At 57.6% G+C, this 15,831-nt stretch carries 21 protein-coding genes and 11 tRNA genes; 14 read left to right on the plus strand and 18 right to left on the minus strand.

From position 1 onward, the window contains the following. The 4 genes from FAA86_RS23040 to FAA86_RS23055 all read right to left on the minus strand — a co-directional run. Positions 1–2,521: hypothetical protein (locus tag FAA86_RS23040; protein WP_205910061.1), on the minus strand; the 2,521-nt coding region annotated here is incomplete at its 3' end. A gap of 11 nt (positions 2,522–2,532) precedes the next feature. Then, on the minus strand, positions 2,533–3,060 hold the full coding sequence (locus FAA86_RS23045; RefSeq protein WP_136543520.1) for a hypothetical protein: 528 nt from the start codon (positions 3,058–3,060) through the stop codon (positions 2,533–2,535). Positions 3,061–3,069: 9 nt separating this feature from the next. Beyond that, a complete protein-coding gene (locus tag FAA86_RS23050) occupies positions 3,070–3,342 on the minus strand; it encodes a hypothetical protein (RefSeq protein WP_136543522.1) in 273 nt (90 codons plus the stop codon). A gap of 109 nt (positions 3,343–3,451) precedes the next feature. Continuing rightward, complete coding sequence (locus FAA86_RS23055; RefSeq protein WP_136543524.1) at positions 3,452–4,744, minus strand: hypothetical protein; 1,293 nt, start codon at positions 4,742–4,744, stop codon at positions 3,452–3,454. 187 nt (positions 4,745–4,931) lie between these two features. Here FAA86_RS23055 and FAA86_RS23060 point away from each other — a divergent pair, with 187 nt between their 5' ends. The 14 genes from FAA86_RS23060 to FAA86_RS23125 all read left to right on the plus strand — a co-directional run bounded on the left by FAA86_RS23060 (position 4,932) and on the right by FAA86_RS23125 (position 12,453). Then, the gene (locus FAA86_RS23060) at positions 4,932–5,258 is read left to right on the plus strand and encodes a hypothetical protein (RefSeq protein WP_136543526.1); all 327 of its coding nucleotides are present in this window, start codon (positions 4,932–4,934) and stop codon (positions 5,256–5,258) included. Continuing rightward, complete coding sequence (locus tag FAA86_RS23065) at positions 5,255–5,944, plus strand: hypothetical protein (protein WP_136543528.1); 690 nt, start codon at positions 5,255–5,257, stop codon at positions 5,942–5,944. The genes FAA86_RS23060 and FAA86_RS23065 overlap by 4 nt, the downstream gene beginning before the upstream one ends. After that, positions 5,931–6,305: a hypothetical protein gene (locus FAA86_RS23070; protein WP_136543530.1), complete on the plus strand. Its 375-nt coding sequence runs from the start codon at positions 5,931–5,933 to the stop codon at positions 6,303–6,305. Before FAA86_RS23065 ends, FAA86_RS23070 begins: the two co-directional genes overlap by 14 nt. 84 nt (positions 6,306–6,389) lie before the next feature. Further along, positions 6,390–7,943, plus strand: a complete 1,554-nt coding sequence (locus FAA86_RS23075; RefSeq protein ID WP_136543532.1) for a UvrD-helicase domain-containing protein — start codon at positions 6,390–6,392, stop codon at positions 7,941–7,943. Then, positions 7,943–8,395, plus strand: a complete 453-nt coding sequence (locus FAA86_RS23080; RefSeq protein WP_136543534.1) for a hypothetical protein — start codon at positions 7,943–7,945, stop codon at positions 8,393–8,395. Before FAA86_RS23075 ends, FAA86_RS23080 begins: the two co-directional genes overlap by 1 nt. Then, on the plus strand, positions 8,392–8,700 hold the full coding sequence (locus FAA86_RS23085) for a hypothetical protein (RefSeq protein ID WP_136543536.1): 309 nt from the start codon (positions 8,392–8,394) through the stop codon (positions 8,698–8,700). The genes FAA86_RS23080 and FAA86_RS23085 overlap by 4 nt, the downstream gene beginning before the upstream one ends. A 223-nt stretch (positions 8,701–8,923) precedes the next feature. Further along, entirely contained in the window at positions 8,924–9,178 is a 255-nt protein-coding gene (locus FAA86_RS23090; protein ID WP_136543538.1) for a hypothetical protein, read from the plus strand. Then, positions 9,171–9,611 carry a hypothetical protein gene (locus tag FAA86_RS23095; RefSeq protein WP_136543540.1) on the plus strand — a complete coding sequence of 147 codons (441 nt, stop codon included), beginning with the start codon at positions 9,171–9,173 and terminating at the stop codon, positions 9,609–9,611. Before FAA86_RS23090 ends, FAA86_RS23095 begins: the two co-directional genes overlap by 8 nt. A gap of 90 nt (positions 9,612–9,701) precedes the next feature. Next, positions 9,702–10,178 (plus strand): hypothetical protein, encoded by a 477-nt coding sequence (locus tag FAA86_RS23100; protein WP_136543542.1) that lies wholly within the window; start codon positions 9,702–9,704, stop codon positions 10,176–10,178. Between the two features lie 5 nt (positions 10,179–10,183). After that, the gene (locus FAA86_RS23105; protein WP_136543544.1) at positions 10,184–10,558 is read left to right on the plus strand and encodes a hypothetical protein; all 375 of its coding nucleotides are present in this window, start codon (positions 10,184–10,186) and stop codon (positions 10,556–10,558) included. 2 nt (positions 10,559–10,560) lie between these two features. Continuing rightward, positions 10,561–10,743 carry a hypothetical protein gene (locus FAA86_RS23110; RefSeq protein WP_136543546.1) on the plus strand — a complete coding sequence of 61 codons (183 nt, stop codon included), beginning with the start codon at positions 10,561–10,563 and terminating at the stop codon, positions 10,741–10,743. Further along, positions 10,743–11,252, plus strand: a complete 510-nt coding sequence (locus tag FAA86_RS23115; RefSeq protein WP_136543548.1) for a hypothetical protein — start codon at positions 10,743–10,745, stop codon at positions 11,250–11,252. Before FAA86_RS23110 ends, FAA86_RS23115 begins: the two co-directional genes overlap by 1 nt. Next, positions 11,249–11,626 carry a hypothetical protein gene (locus tag FAA86_RS23120; protein ID WP_136543550.1) on the plus strand — a complete coding sequence of 126 codons (378 nt, stop codon included), beginning with the start codon at positions 11,249–11,251 and terminating at the stop codon, positions 11,624–11,626. The genes FAA86_RS23115 and FAA86_RS23120 overlap by 4 nt, the downstream gene beginning before the upstream one ends. A 380-nt stretch (positions 11,627–12,006) precedes the next feature. Further along, positions 12,007–12,453 (plus strand): hypothetical protein, encoded by a 447-nt coding sequence (locus FAA86_RS23125; RefSeq protein ID WP_136543552.1) that lies wholly within the window; start codon positions 12,007–12,009, stop codon positions 12,451–12,453. A gap of 179 nt (positions 12,454–12,632) precedes the next feature. On the opposite strand, the gene FAA86_RS23130 is transcribed toward FAA86_RS23125, so the two are convergent. The 14 genes from FAA86_RS23130 to FAA86_RS23190 form a co-directional block, all read right to left on the minus strand. Next, complete coding sequence (locus tag FAA86_RS23130; protein ID WP_136543554.1) at positions 12,633–12,971, minus strand: hypothetical protein; 339 nt, start codon at positions 12,969–12,971, stop codon at positions 12,633–12,635. 119 nt (positions 12,972–13,090) lie between these two features. Next, a tRNA-Trp gene (locus FAA86_RS23135) sits at positions 13,091–13,167 on the minus strand. Further along, positions 13,168–13,243: transfer RNA gene (locus FAA86_RS23140), tRNA-His, on the minus strand. A gap of 5 nt (positions 13,244–13,248) precedes the next feature. Beyond that, positions 13,249–13,325: transfer RNA gene (locus FAA86_RS23145), tRNA-Arg, on the minus strand. Between the two features lie 8 nt (positions 13,326–13,333). Continuing rightward, a tRNA-OTHER gene (locus tag FAA86_RS24745) sits at positions 13,334–13,413 on the minus strand. A gap of 112 nt (positions 13,414–13,525) precedes the next feature. Then, a tRNA-Pro gene (locus FAA86_RS23150) sits at positions 13,526–13,603 on the minus strand. Between the two features lies 1 nt (position 13,604). After that, a tRNA-Gly gene (locus tag FAA86_RS23155) sits at positions 13,605–13,676 on the minus strand. Positions 13,677–13,680: 4 nt separating this feature from the next. Continuing rightward, positions 13,681–13,757 (minus strand) — tRNA-Met (locus FAA86_RS23160). Between the two features lie 15 nt (positions 13,758–13,772). After that, positions 13,773–13,847 (minus strand) — tRNA-Ile (locus FAA86_RS23165). Positions 13,848–13,941: 94 nt separating this feature from the next. Beyond that, positions 13,942–14,015, minus strand: a tRNA-Asp gene (locus tag FAA86_RS23170). A gap of 31 nt (positions 14,016–14,046) precedes the next feature. After that, positions 14,047–14,122, minus strand: a tRNA-Thr gene (locus tag FAA86_RS23175). A gap of 53 nt (positions 14,123–14,175) precedes the next feature. Next, positions 14,176–14,252: transfer RNA gene (locus FAA86_RS23180), tRNA-Glu, on the minus strand. Between the two features lie 258 nt (positions 14,253–14,510). After that, the gene (locus FAA86_RS23185) at positions 14,511–14,843 is read right to left on the minus strand and encodes a hypothetical protein (protein WP_136543555.1); all 333 of its coding nucleotides are present in this window, start codon (positions 14,841–14,843) and stop codon (positions 14,511–14,513) included. A gap of 9 nt (positions 14,844–14,852) precedes the next feature. Continuing rightward, on the minus strand, positions 14,853–15,831 hold a 979-nt coding region (locus FAA86_RS23190), incomplete at its 5' end, for a hypothetical protein (RefSeq protein WP_205910062.1).

Here is a 15,831-nt window from a genome sequence, read left to right on the forward strand (position 1 = left end):
GGTCGATGTTGTTGCCGGAGAACATCCAGATGTGATGCACCGGCAGCGTGACCATCTTCGATGCGCCCAGCGGTCGACCTGTCCATTGTCCCGACGTGATCGCCGAGGCAAGGGCGTTGTTGTCGATCTTCTCGACGTTGTCGAAGAACATCGGGCTGTCCGGATCGCTGAGCAGCTTGGAAAGGATCAGCTTCTCGAACTCTTCGGACGATCCATTCTTCGGCGGCGCGGCGGTCGGGCACACCTCATTGTTCATGACCAGGTTGAAGACGTTGGCGAAGAGGCCGGAACCGGCACCCGGCATCGGCTTGTTGATCACGAAGGCAGGCGCAGGCCCATGGATGATCTCACGCACGATGGGCAGCAGGAAGAGCGCCAGGACATGCGCCTTGGTGCTCTCACCGAAGATCAGGTCAGGATCATCGAGCGCCTTCTCATCATCGCCGTCGTCCTTGAATGGGAAGTCCCCAAACAGGCCGTCGAACGCAAAGAACCAGTCATAGGCCTCATCCAGGTCCTTCTCGGTCGGCACATCCGGAACCTTCAGGATTCGGGACCCCTGCGTGTTCAGATAGATACCTGTGTACTGGTCGTATCCATGCTTGGTCTGGAAGTCGCCTTCCATCGAGAGAACAGGATGCTTCTTGATCCCCTTCAGGTAAGGCAGCGGCATGTTCGAACGCGGCATGGCATAGATGTGGTTCACCAGGTCCTGCGGTGCTGACTTGACCACACGACCGGCGTCCGACTGGGCATAGAAGTGGACGCAGTCCTGCAGGAACACCTTGAAGGCATCCCGGCTCAGCGCTTCACGGCGCAGGCCCCTACCATCCTTCATGAAGTCGACACTCACAATGTCGGTATCCGTCTGGAAGACACGGGCGGGCTGGTTCTTTTTCTTGATGCCACGAAGCGCCGCGTCGACCTGCTCATTGAAGTCGCCGTTGATCGGGAACATGACGATGTTGTTCTCTTCGGCCTTGCGCTCCTCGGCTTCCCGATTGAGTTTCGACACCTCCTTGTTGAAGGTCTTCTTCAGCTCGCCGAGCGGGATGGCGGAATTCTTCGCCAGCTGCTTCAGGAAGACGGTTGCCTTGAGATTGTCGAGCTGATGATCGATCAGCAGCTTGATGACCTTCGCAACCTTCTCCGTGTCATGCGGCTTGGCCCGGTCGACATGATACTGGATCAGCTCCTCGCCGGTCAGGGTCGAAGGATCGACGGTGTCTTCCTCCTCCTGGTCCTGGGCGACGTCGTCCACCAGGTCGATACCTTCCGGCACGAACTGATCGAGGTCCTCCTCGGTGAGGTTGAACATCTGAATGACGCGGTCGACAAAATTCAGCTTCCGATATTCGGCGCAGCTGTTGTGCTGGCAGTGCGCAACGAACGACTTCTCGTCGCTGTCACCATCCACGCAGAAGAAGCCCTGGTCGGTCGAAAGACCGGCTTCTGTGTGTCCATCATCGAACGGGCACTCGGTCGTAACTTTGCCGCCGCCTGGGCGACCGCGCTCATCGAGATAGTTCGAGAAGAACTCACCGGCAGCGAAATGCACATACTTGCCGCGCATCCAGGTCTTCAGCCAGGGCGTCTCGATGGGGAACTCGTCGCCATCATCGAGACCGGCCTCAGTGAAGGGGTTCGAATTCTCAAGCTCCTTCGGGTCCAGCTCCTGGACCGTCGACAGATCGAGGTTGTCGCCGATCACCACCTCGACGCGGAACGAGCCGCCCGGTTTGTGCGTGGGCCAGAAGAAGAGGCGCGAGATGTCGGTGCAGGATCGGTCATAGGTGGCGCCGATCTGGTGAGCGACACCCACATAGAGACGCTTCCACTTCTCACGCGCCTTGCGCTCATCACCGCCTGCCTGCTTTGCCAGGACGAACGATTCTGACAGCGGGAGGACGACACGATACTTCTGCATGGGCGCATGGGTGACGAACACCATGTTGCCACCCTCGACGTGCTCCTCCTTGAGGAACTCGCAGGTGTCAACGATGCGCTTATCGTAGCGCTTATGGTGGAGCAGGTAGAAGCGGATGTGCTGGGTGGTGAGGTCTTCACCGGCCTCCAGCTTGAGCTTCTGCATCAGCTCGCCCTTCTTGATCTTCGTCTCGGTCGTCCCGTGGGAATAGGTCGTATAGAGGACGGCGAAGAGGTTCTGATCGATCAGCGTCTGACGCACCTCTTCCATGGGCTGACCCGAGTCGATGTCGAGCACCATGAAATTCAGGTTATGAACGTTGGGGATCGTGCGCTGCTTGACGCCGGGAACCAGGGCGCCCTGCATGAAGCAGGCACCATTCTTCTTCTTCGATTCCTTATGGTCGAACAGCTTTTCCAGGAATTCGACCAGAGTGAAGTCGCGGGTCTTCCAGTCGCGCTCCTCCTGGTTCCGACCAATGGAGATCGGGAAGGTCCAGCCCAGGTCATCGCCCAGCTCTTCGAGCTTGCCATTATAGATCGGCGTACCGTCGATCACTTCATCAGGTTCGAGAACCTTCTTCGCGTTAGCCATGATATCTCACTTCAGAAATTGATTGCTTCGGCCCCACGCGGATCGTGGGGAATAGGACGGCGGAGGCGGCGGATCGCCTGCTGAACGTCATAGGATCGATGGTTCTGGCGCGTCTTTTCATCGATCATGTCTTCGCGACGGCGCACCAGCTTGAAGCCACTGGCCTTCCAATGCTCGCTGAATTGCCCACGATAGAATACAGGCGTTTCATCCAACGCAGTGCCCGCAAACAAACCGTTGTCAGGGATCGTCCGGACACTCGTGACGACGACGTGGTTGCCGTGATCATCAACGACCAGATCACCAGGGCGCCAGGTGCTTTTTGGTTGTCTGATCTTGATCTCGACGTCATCCGGCACAAGCTCATAATCATCAAGCTTATGCTTGATTTGACTCCCAGGGCGAGCACCGGTCACATTGACGGCAGAAAAGTAAGGCATCTCGATCATCGTCACGACGCTGACGGGTCGAGGCCATTTGTTCTTCTGGGCGACCGAGCGCTTCAAACGGACCAGTGATCCGGGTTGGATATGGGTCATCGGAAACTCCTACTTGATACCGTTTGCGCGGTTCCATTCCTGCCGTTCATCCGCACGGCACAGAAACGTCACCTTGGAAGGATCACACTCTTCCACGATGCGGCAGCGGGTAAGATCAGGATGGATGAAGACACCCGTGAAGCTCACCGGCATCTTGGAAACATCGGTTGCGACAATGCGGGAGTCTTCGAATGCGCCCATATCACCAACCGCGAAATCAGCAGGAAGGGGCAAGGGATTCAGGGTGCGGCGGCGGAGCGCCAGGTTGATCACATTACTCATCGGGACTCCTTGATCGGGCGCATATGCTAACCCATGGTCAGAATTTCTGTCAATTCAAAACGCGGCGGCTCAATGAATCGAACCGCCGCGCATCACACTCAAAGAAGGGTCAGGCGGATTTCAGCAGTTCCGCATAGTTGGCCTGGAGGGCATCATTGACATTGATGTCGGTCGCGATGTCCGTGTGAGCCTTTGAGGTTTCGCCCAGGGCGTTGCGACCTTCTGTCAGGATCGCAATGACGTTATTGAACTGGGCAAACTGAAGCTCGTCCTTCGAGCGTGTTGCCATCCGCGCCAATACGTTAAGACCAAGGGCGATCTTTTTCACAGCCTCGTGAAGATGCTGATTGGCCTCCTGCAGACCGGCAGCTACGAAGCGCTTATGATCCATCTCGTCATCAGCCGAGGCTTGCATGAGATCATTCCGCTCCTGTGCCTTCTGCTGGAGCATTTGCTCCTGCTCCATCGCGACATACGACAGCATGTCGAGGATGTGGCTGAAGTCACCCTTCAGCGTGGCGTGGACCGGATCACGAGTGACCGGATCGACGTCGGTCAGTTCGAAGTCACCCTCAACAGCAACCGGAGTCGTCATCTCGAAGTCGGCTTCGAGGACACTCAACGGCGCAGTTGCCTTGATCTCGTTGGCGACCTTGGTGACAGCCTCGCGGACATCATCCGGGACGTCGGCCCAGTCGATGGGGTTGCCTTCCATGTCAGTCAGCATGAACACAAGACCGTCGCCATTCAGTTCAGGGATCGTGGTCGTAGCATCGAGCGTGAGGGTATCGACTTCCTCCTCGATCTCGACTTCGGACGCCGAGAAGATCGTCTCAACCTCGTCATCGAAGGTGAAGTTCACGATGGTCGGATCGAAGACACGGAAGGAGACCGTCGAAGCATCCCAGGTCCAGCCGAGGTTGTTCTTGACCATGATGATGGTCGACGGCGGCATGCCCCTGGTCTGAGATACATGGGAGAGGGTTGCCTTCGACCCGAACGGAAAGTTGGCAGAATCTTCCGAGGTCGACACCAACTGAGCGCCTGGCGCCAGTCCGCTGACATCGGTCGCTCCGACCACGCCGGTCACATGGAACTGATGGCGAGCGAGAGCAATCAAGCCGATGTCGTCCACCTGGATCACGAAATCACCATCGTCGATGACAGCAATGGTGCCGCTGATGAGATCGCCTTCATAATAGGAAACGACCGTATCGCCGATGGACGGCAGGACAGGCAGGACGATCATGAACTCGCTGATGGCGGGCAGATCAGTCATCAGAACGTCCTCGGCGCCCTGGAGGCGCAAAGCCTCTTTGCCGTCAACGAGAACGGCGTCATACGTGTTCATGGATGCGATGTGCAGAAGCGAAAGGGACTGCACGATTTTGAGCTGCGACATTCTAAGGACCTCCTGGGATCAAAACTGATATCGGTCACCGCCGATGCCTTAATTGCTATCATTGGTCAGATATTATGACAAGCAGAAAAAGAAAATAATTGCAAATATGGCGTATACGACATATTAAGAGAGGAGTATGGTCTATACGACATATTTTGTGAGGAAATCCGTTTGAACAGGAGACAGAATGACCAAGGCAGCAAACACCCTTAACTCGACGCCGGTTCGCGATAGGGTCCTCCCTCGCCCTCCGAAGGTCGCGGTCATCAATGAGACCAAGCTCGACATGTCGCCAGAGGAATTCACTGCCCGCCTTGCTGCCACCCAGGTCTCCCATAAGCAGTTCTTTCAGCTGACGGACATCACGCGCCCTCGACTGAAGCGTGTCTGTGACGGAGAGAAGAAGTCTCTGGTAGAACGGAAACCGGGCGTCTTCGTCGTGCCTCGCCTGTTCGTCGTTGTACTGCTCGCCATCGAGAGCGGCCTTCTTGTGGTCGGCGAGGAAAGCTGTTGACCCGCTTCAAGACCCTTCTGGTCAAATACATCAACCTGGTTGGTGAGGAGGAAGGCGTCGACTTCATCAGTCGCGCCGATCCATCTGACTTCACCAGCCATGAGATTACTGCCCTGAAAGAGTGCGCAGAACTCGCGGACCAGTATGCAAAGCACAAGCGAGAAAGAGCGGAGAAAATCAAAGTGACCACCTATCACTCCTCACATAACGTTCGCATGAGCGACTCGTCACACTACGATGAGAAATGCTCTCAATGCGGAGCGACTGACATGAACCCAGGCCTCCTCCAAGCACCTTGCGTGAATGCGAAGCCGTGCCCAGAGGTGACAGAAATTGTGACGCCCCTGGCAGAATCAATGGCAGACACGCTCTACGAAGAGCTTTGCGATGCCTACTACTGCAGCCGGGTATGGGGAGCCTGGTCGGTCGGCACCATGCGTTCCGAGGACTTCTCCCCTGCCGAGGATCGCGCTGACGAGATCACCGACGCGATCATGAAGAAGATCGCGGAGCACCCTGCGATCCAAAGGGCGATGGCCCTGGAAGCTGCGATGAATGCCTTCCCTTCGCTCGCCCAGGATCATGGTCCTTTCGACCCAGCGCCAATCATCCATTGGTACCGATCAAACATCACGCCGCTCATCGGCAAGCCCCTCATGAAGGATAACATCCATGCGACCGTATGATCTGAAAGCCCAGGCTGAAGCCCTCCGAATGGCTTCCCATGCCATCGACCTAGCTCAGCGAGGTACCGGCAGAACCCAACAGATGATCGACCAGGTCAAGGATGGGGACGCTATCGCCTGTAGCAAGATCGAAGTCGCGGACATCAAACGCCGTCTCCACGAACGAGGGATTCAGGCTGACGTCAGAGCTGCTGCGCCCACCGAGGTGCTTGAACGACGCCCAAGTCTTTTCCACGGTCGCCGTCATCTCTTCGTCTCACATATGCTGGTCCAAGAGATGATCGAGCAGGAGGTTCACAACGCGGTCTATCGGATCAACGAACTTCTGAACGAGACATTCCGTCCGTGGGAAATTGGCTAGGTCAGATTTTCTGACCCATAGGGTTGACCGCCGCTTTCAATATGATCTATATAGATCATATCAACCGTTTAGGAGTCGCACCCGATGAACGCACCGCTGAAAAACACCACCGCCAAGATTGCCTACAGCATCCAGCAGTCGGCAGTTATTGATTGGACCATCCGGGGCTGGGGTTCGGCCCTGGTTCGTGCTCGCGCAGGTACCGGCAAGACCTTCCTACTTCTCGCTTGCCTGCCACACATGCGTGGACACATCGGCGTTGCTGCCTTCAACAACAAGATCGCCAAGGAGATCGCCCACAAGGTTGGCGAGCGCGGTCTGTCGGCTGACGTGAAGACCTTCCACGCCTACGGCTTCGGTGCTTGGCGCAAGGTCGCCCCCAGCGTGAAGATCGAGGGCAAGGGCGCTCGCAATGCTGGCTACTTCAAGATCGATCGCATCTTCCAGGAAGTGGACGTCCCCGAGGAACTCAGAATTTTCGTGCGCCGCGCCATGTCCTACGCCAAGCAGAAGGGCGTTGGCATCTTCACCGCGATTGACGACCAGCAGGCCTGGAACACCATCGTCAACCACTTTGATCTCGGTGACCTCTTCGAGGGCGAGGATGACTCCGGCTATGACGACTTCATCAAGGACGGCATCTCCTTCGCCATCGCTTGCCTGAAGGCGTCAAATAATCTGTCCCGTGAAGTCATCGATTTTGACGACATGCTCTATGTGCCCCTGCTGAACAACGTTCGCTTCTGGCAGTACGACTGGCTGCTGGTCGATGAAGCCCAGGACACCAACCCTGTGCGCCGCGAGATGGCTCGCCGCCTCCTCAAGCGCGGCGGTCGTGCGATCTTCGTAGGTGACGACCGCCAGGCCATCTACGGCTTCACGGGTGCCGACAACGACTCCCTCGACATCATCAAGGAGACCTTCAAGACGGAGGAATTCCCGCTGACGGTGACCTACCGCTGCCCCAAGTCGGTCGTCGCCGAGGCAAAGCGTCTGGTCCCCGACTATGAAGCCGCCGAGCTGAATGGACAGGGCACTGTCGAGCGCATCACGGAAGCCGACTTTGACTTCAGCGTCCTGCAGCCGAACGACGCCATCATCTGCCGCAACACCAGACCGCTGGTCACCACAGCCTTCCAACTGATCCGTGCGGGCATCGCTTGCCACGTGGAAGGCCGCGAGATCGGCGCCGGTCTCCTGGCGCTCGCCACCCGCTGGAAGTCGGTCAAGGGCCTGGGCAAGCTCAAGGAGCGCCTGGAACTCTACTTCGATAAGGAAGTCGAGAAGCTCCAGAAGCAGGACCGTGAGAGCGCCATCGGCCCGCTGGAAGACAAGGTCGAGACACTCAAGTCCCTGATCGGTTACGTCGGCATCGACAAGACCGTCGCCGACCTGCGCGAGCACATCGAGAGCCTGTTCGCCGACACCCCGGAAGGTTGCCAGCCCAACCGCGTGATCCTTCTCACCGCCCACAGGTCGAAGGGTCTCGAATATGACAACGTCTACCTCTGGGGCGCCAACAAGTTCATGCCCTCGAACTACGCCCGCAAGCAGTGGCAGCTGCAGCAGGAAGAGAACCTTGAGTATGTCGCGATCACACGCGCCATGAGTAAGCTCGTCTACGTGGAGGTGGTCTAATGACCATCTTCACGCACAATGACGGCGGCAGGGCTGCGGCAGGCTACAAGGGAAAGACCGGCGACTGCGTTTGCCGGTCAATCGCCATCGCTTCTGGCAGACCCTATCAGGAGGTCTACGACCGCCTCGCCAAAGGGACCGGCGAACAGAGGGCGTCCAGTCGGACCAAGAAGCGGGCAGCGTCTGCGGCCAATGGCATCAACGTCGGACGCAAATGGTTCAAGGACTACATGGCGGAGCTTGGCTTCGAATGGGTCTCGACAATGACAATCGGCACCGGCTGCACCATCCATCTGAAGGCTGACGAGCTGCCCCTGGGTCGCCTCGTCGTATCGGTGAGCAAACACTACACCGCCATGATCGATGGGACCATCAACGACACTCATGACCCCAGCCGTGGCGGTACACGCTGCGTCTATGGCTACTGGAAATTCAAGGAGAATAAGGTTTGACCGTCGCTCAATACAAATTGCCTCCAGCCGTAGAGCATTCTGCATTGGGCAGGCACATCCGCTCGCTTGAACAGCGCCTTACTGAAGCGCTGAAAGGCGTCAATCGACGCAAGAAGGAGAAGTCTCACCTGCCGGTTTGCTTCATCATTGAGCATTGGCATGGGACCGAGAACGCCTATCCGGTCGGCGTCTATGATAATGAGGTCGACGTCCAGGAAGAGGTGGACAGGCTCAACGAAAAGCTGAACCCAGGCCATAAGCACTATGGCTATGAGGTCTCGCCCCTCAATCGGACTGAGACATGAGGGACACGTCCATCGAGCACGAATTCTGGATGCGCCTTGAGAAGAAGGCGTATGTCGAGGAGGGCGATCCTTGCGGCGGCGATGGGATGTGCAATGGGCACATGATCCTCCCACCCGTCGAGAATTGCTCCTGCTTCCAGGGTCATGCGCCCTGTCACCAATGCACCAGCAATCAACTCGAATGCGAGGCCTGCGGATGGCAGGACCCAGACTGGGAGCGCCCATGACTGAGACTGAAAACCAGCTGACCGAAGTCGAGGTCAGCTTCTTCAAGCCAACCGGCTTCTCTGACCGTTGGTACGTCGAGACGAAGGATCGAGGCCTCGCCGCCGCGACCGTCCTGTCCCGCTATCCGATGGAAGGACCCATGCTGAATTACATCACGACGAAGATCGCCGACCGGCGCCGCCTCGCCCCGGAGACGAAGACCATCCCGCCGCTCGATCCATCACCTTTGAGGAGGGACATCCATGTCTAGTTTCCAAGATTCTGTTGCCGCCTGGACAGTAGACTGTTTCGGCGAGGAGATCGCCCAGAGCACCGATGAGCGCAATCACCGCTTCCTGGAAGAGGCCCTTGAGTTGGTTCAGGCATGCGGCGCGACCAAGGAAGAATGCCACGCCCTGGTCGACTATGTCTTTAGCCGAGAGACCGGCGAGCTGGAGCAGGAGATCGGTGGCGTCATGGTCTGCCTTGCCTCCCTGGCTGCGGTTCACAAGGTCAGCATGGAAGCCTGCGCTGATACGGAGTTGCTCCGCATCGACAACGAAGAGACGAAAGCCAAGATCAGACAAAAGCATGCCCTGAAGCCGAATTTCGGCGGGATCGCCGCCGCCGCCCGTTGGTTCAAGGAGCCTCTCCGCACACTGAAGGGCGATGTCATCTTTGCGTCTGTCAAAATTCCTGGCTAGCTGGGTTAGTTTTTCTTCCCTCTGATGTTGACACCCTTTTCCAATATGCTCTATATAGATCATATTGATTGAGCGAAAGGAGTCGCACTCATGGCTAAGAAGACCTACATCGTCACCGACCCGAACGGCGTACAGCACACCCGCAAGACCGACCGCGTTTACACCCACGCCGTCGCCGTCCGCGCATCCTACGAGTTTGATCTCGCCCAGGCAGATTGCGACTGGGCTATCGATGGCGACAACTGGAAGTTCGCCGTGAAGATGGCGCGTGACGGCTTCACAGGTGACGCCCCCAAGTATTCCTGGGAGACCCCAGAATATCTGGAAAGCGAGAAGGCTCGTTACGTATCGAGCGCCACCCCCTACTCCTCCGTCGAAGAAGCTATCGCAGGTCGTCGCGCCAGACGGGTTGCCGGTGTCGAGAAGCAGAAGGCCGAAGGTTATTATGACAAGTTTGGCATCCTGGGCTTCAATGGTCGCCTAGACCTCGCCCAGAAGGCTGCTGCCGCCGCACAGGGTGGACGCTGGGCCGAAGTCCTCATCCTCGAAGCAACGCTGAAGGGGTGAGCGACATGATCGAGGAAACCGTATCCGCCGAGACCCACGACGAAGACCTCAGCTTCCTGAAGCGCCCCTGGAGGGGCGTGAAGCTCTGCACCCTCAAGGTGATCGAGGAGGTCCACCGCAACGGCCAGGCTGTCGCTGTCGCCTGGCCTGACGAGGGTCGCTTCGAGGGCAAGAACTGGCACTTCAACACGGAGCATGAAGGCTTCGAGGCACTGCTGATCGACCGGATCACTGCCGGTGCAATGCTCTCGGTTCACAACGCCCTGAAGGCCGAGAACCAGGCCAAATTCGAGGACTGGGTCCAGAAGGGGCGCGGTCACTTCGCCAAGATGCACGAGCTGTCGATGAGCCGCATCTCAGTCAGCTTCGTCGGGAGGTAAACATGGACATCAACTTCGCAGAGAACGACCGGCGCCTGCAGGACAATCCGACCGACCAGGACTGCTTCCGCCAGGGTCACACCCACTTCCACTATGGCTGGTCGCGCAGGCCCTGGGGCCATTGGAACGACGACCAGCGGGCAGCTTACGACCGTGGATATGATGCAGCATCGGAGGGCAAATAATGGACGTTCGGACACTCTCAGAAACCCGCAAGAAGGATCGCGCCGAGATCGCCGCCCTGGTCTGCGCCACGCTCAGCGAACTGAAGATCGATCACACCTGGACCCGTGAAGGTTTTGACGAATGCTACAAGAAAGCGCACGTCATCAAGATCGACGCACCCCAGGGCCTGCGCCTGCAGATCGAGATCGATGGCGACAGCTGCCAGCCGAACGTCCATGTGTTGCCTTGGAATTTCACTTCCAAGAGCGACACCTGCTTCTCGGACGCCTTCGGGGCGATCAACCAGTGCCACTACCGTAAAGCCACCCTGGTCGCCTACGGTACCGATGGTCTCTTGGCACATCTGCGCGAGAAACTCACCCAAGCGCTTGATGGTTCAGCCTTCTCGCCGGAGCGCACGGCAGCTCACATCGCTGAGAGTGGCACCTGGCAGGAGCGCGATGCTCGCTGGGAGAAGTATCGGCAGGAATTCCAGGCGGAGAACATCAGGAAGGGAGAAGTGGCATGAGGCACGAATTCGCCGAGGGACCGGTCGATGTAGGCTTTCACGGCTGGCGCTCCCCGAAGGAGATCATGGACTACCCCGACCTGGAGGATGACGTGGTGGTGATCTCTACCTGGAATGGTACCCGTTGGCCTGAAGCTGGGCGCGTGGTGCGCTATCTCAGCGACCGGAAGGATGCACTGGGCAAGCGGAACCTGTGGGACATGTGGGCTTCGAATGCTCTGCGTTTCGCCACCAGGGAAGAGGCAGAAGCCTGGATCGATGAACACGCGCCGGAACGGAAGGCCGACCTTCGCCCCTGCATCCGCACCATCGCCGAGCTGAAAGCCCTGGTTCAATATCCGACAACCCCTTGGCGACGACTGGCAACTTGTTAACCAAAGAGGGCATAATTACTGCCCCCGTGAAATAATTGTTGACGGGTCGTCCCGCATTTTGTACGCAAATAACGTCTTTACGGTAAGTCCTCGGATGGAGGCAGCGAGAATACGGTAACCCCGACGAATGGGCGGGGCGCCGCTGATAGTTTAGGGTGGATCGTCCTACGGCGACAACCCGGCGATCAGGAAATTGCAGGTCCTCACGCATACCCACTGTTGAACACCGAAACTGCACGATTAGGTGGAGGCTAGCCCTCCACTATGCGGTGGATGTCATTTGGCATTCTTTAGCAAGTCGCTGAAACGGACGCATCGCTTCCCGTGATGTTGTCCAATTACAACAACAGCTTGGCTTAGGCCGGGGGAAGGAGACTTGCATGATTCTGACTCGCAACAACGTACCGCTCTATCTGTTTACCGGGGCTTTCCATCCCCGCACGGCAGAGGAGATCAAAACGGTCGTTGAGACCCTTCAGCTCACCCCTGAAGAGATTGCTTCGACTCGTGTCGACATCTGGTTCCGCACGGAATTGGAAGAAGGCGAGCCGGTCAAGATCGGATGGGAGGCGGAGGTTCTGCCTGATGCAGCTCACACTGTCGAGGAATGGCAGAGCGGGCTGCAGGAGGTGAAAACGTATGAATTGGTCGAAGACCAGTACATCGAGTTCATCGCCAATGATATGCTGGCGAAAGGTGCCCCTCTGGGGCATGTTAGCTCTTTCTACCCGACCGGCTTCTCGACATCCGAGGAGTTGGTGGAGGCTCTTGAGGCCGTAGGCTTCAAGGAGTTTCGAGTAGATCGCTCTACCCCTTCTCTCCAGTAAATCAATAAAGCCCGTCTCCGAAAGGTGGCGGGCTTTCTACTTCCACATCACGTCAGTATTTCTGACCTATGGTCACGCCTTCACATCGTTGTGCGACAGATTATAGGTCGGGGAGTTATGGGCCATCGCCAGGCCCAGTATCGAAGGCAAGCCGCACCGGCAAGCCAGGCAGTCAGGCTTCAGGCTGTACGCGACCGGCGCTGCATCTCACGGTCACGGTTAAGGTTGGCGTCGATGATCCGTTGGTCATCTACAACCTTCGCCAGGGATAGGTTGCTGTTATCCGCGAGCCTCATGACGACGCTCTTCTGGGCGTCCTTCCCGGCATAAGGGGCAAGCCGGTAATCGTGCGCTCGGATCAGGAAGGTCTTTACCAGGGAGTCCAGCTCCTGCGCCTCAATGGCGATCTTCTCCAGCACAGCCGGATCGTCAAACAGGGTTTCCTGGAGGTTATCGCTCACTCTTTGGGCAAGCGTCATCATTCGCGCCCGAAGGCGCATGTCTTCATTTTCTGTCATGTTTGACGACTCCTAATTGTCAACGAGGCGGTCATAGGCCCTACCGCAAGCTGGAGTCAATAGGAATCGATTCCTATTGTCAACGCTTTCGTGACAACCCACGATGGTTTTCAGGAGAATGGCGAGGGGAGCCGGATTCGAACCGACACTACAAGGTTTTGGAGACCCGTGTGCAACCACTACACTATCCCGACCCTGGAACCGCCTGGGGACTTGAACCCTCTTCTCCCGTGTCACAGACGGGCGCATTAACCGGATATGCTAAGGGCGGCTTACCTGGAGCACCTGGAAGGAGTCGAACCCTCGACGTCCCAGGGTAGAAGCCTGGCGCTCTGTCCACTGAGCTACAGGTGCATGAAAACTGGAGCACACGGCAGGACTCGAACCTGCATTTGCATCCATTACCTTTCTCGTGGTTCGTAGCCACGGGGGTTACGTGTGCATGGTCCGTGGGGAGAGAATTTGCACTCCCACAGCGCTAAGGCGGGCGGGTTACAGCCGCTTGGACTCACTCATGTCCAGCCCACGGATATGTCGTTGCCCTTCGGGCGAATTGGTCTGGGTGGAGGGATTCGAACCCCCGGCCCCCTGAGTCCAAGTCAGGTACTCTGCGCAGACTGAGCTACACCCAGATGGAGCGGGTTGCCGGGGTCGAACCGGCCTTGGCAGCTTGGAAGGCTGTTAGCTCACCACGAGCAAACCCGCATGTTGGTGCCTCCGAGAGGATTTGAACCTCCGACCGTCGCCGTATGAAAGCGCCGCTCTACCAGACCGAGCTAAGGAGGCAGCTGGTCTTCGAATTGGTACCGGTCCCTGGTACTGACCCAGGCGCCTATCGCTTATCAAGCGATTGCTCTACCACTGAGCTAGACCGGCATGTCGACCCCGGCTTGATGGGCAAGGCAGTGTTAGGCCCGTTCGAGGGGTACCCAGCTCAACAACTGCGATCCTGGCTTACCAGGCGGGGAAGTGGCGGTCCTGAAGGGTTTCGATCCCTCGTCTGCCGGTTGACAACCGGATGCTCTCCCATTGAGCTACAGGACCACGGGCTGTCGCGAGATCGCGCCTGCCGTGTTGGTGCCCTTGGACCAGAATCGAACTGTCGACCTGCTGTTTACAAGGCAGCTGCTCTACCACTGAGCTACAAGGGCATGTTGGATTGATACCGGGCTTTGCAGGTGCTCCGGTGACCTATAGGGAAATCTGGTGACGCATACGGGTGTCGATCCCGTTTCTCCAGGGTGAAAGCCTAGTATCCTAACCAGCGTAGACGAATGCGCCGCTGGTTAAATCTCTCGGCCTACGGTAATTCGCCCGGTCGTGCCGGGGTACCGCGTATCTCGCCACGGGCGTGGCATATAGGGATGCATCGGTCGCATGATCCACGTCCTTTCGTGGCTAGAGTGGAGATGGGCGCCGAGGTGGCGCCCTTTCGATGATGTAAGCATGTCAGAACTTCTGACCAATGTCAACCAGAAAAATGGGCTGACGTCAAAAATTCTGACTCAGATAACCGAAGCGACGAGAATTTGCCCAGTGTCACCCGCCGTCGCCTGGGTCGGCACCACCATCGCCAGGGTCGGTCCCGGCGTCGTCCTCGACCGGCCCGCGATAGAGGCAAGCGATCACCGCACGGGTCGCATCGAGAGCCTTGGCATAGAGCGAGTGACCGGCAGGGATGCGTGTCACCTTGATCTCTGGCAGCTTCTGCTCCGCCAGGATTACGCCGACGTTAGATGCAGCGTCCGGCAGCGCTGTGCTCAGCTGGAGAACCACGCGCCCGCCAGCGCGGATTTGGACGATCTGCTCACCCGCCCCTTCATTGATGATGGTCCATCCTTCAGCATTCAGGACGTCGGTGGATGTAGGCATGAGGCACCTTTAGCGGGATGTGATGATTGATCGGCGGCGGCGCAGGACACTCTCGATGAAGGAGAGGTTCATGCGGGAAGTGAACTGGGCGAAGCGGTAGGAAGGCGTGACCTTGATGTCAGCCAGGCCGATCTGGACGGCAGAGCTGAACTGTCGGAAGCGGAATCCGATGGACATCTGCGGTTCACCCGGATCGATCACCGCCCGATGAGTGAATTGCCCAAACTGGAAGGTGGGAGCCACACCCAACACTTGCTTGATCGCGGCGCCAGTGCGGAACTGAGCGAAGCGGGGACGATTGCGGACATAGATTACCGGATCGGGCACATCAATTTCATAAGCCGGTGTGAACTGCCCAAACGTGAAGAAGGCGTTGACACCTCTCCTCACCTTGACTGCAGCACCAAAATTGAACTGAGCGAACCGAGGTGCCAAGCCTGCCGCAATGGGTAGCTTCACGTCGACACTATGGTTGAACTGAGGGAACCGGAAGTCCGCAACCAGGTCTAGCGGCGGGATATTGATCTTTGCCCCATGCGAGAACTGACGGAACGAAAAGTTCACGTCAACCGCAGTTGGAACCTCGATTTCCAAAGGGGTAGCAAAGCCCCGGAAAGTGAACGATGCCTTCATTGGCTGCGGAATCGAAAGCCGCCCACCAAACGAGAACTGCTTGAATCGCGGCTTGACGACCACCAGCGACTGAACAATCTCCCCGATCTCAACAGACGCCATCTGAGGGCTGACGTTCAGTTGCGCCGAGCGAGGGGACGCAACGTTCGGATGGTCCTTGGGGACAACCAGAGACGCCCCAAACCGAAAGCCTTTCCACTCGCTGAAGGAGATGTCAGCAGTCGCAAATGTTCGGCGAGATTCAAGAGTAGCCATCTCGGTGGCTACCTTGATCTCTCTGGAGCGTGTATCAACAAACATGAGCGCTACGTCTCGATGTTGAAGAGACCGAGAACCGGGAACTGAATAGACAGCT

The organism is Rhizobium rosettiformans W3 (genome assembly GCF_004912135.1).
Lineage (GTDB): Bacteria > Pseudomonadota > Alphaproteobacteria > Rhizobiales > Rhizobiaceae > Allorhizobium > Allorhizobium rosettiformans.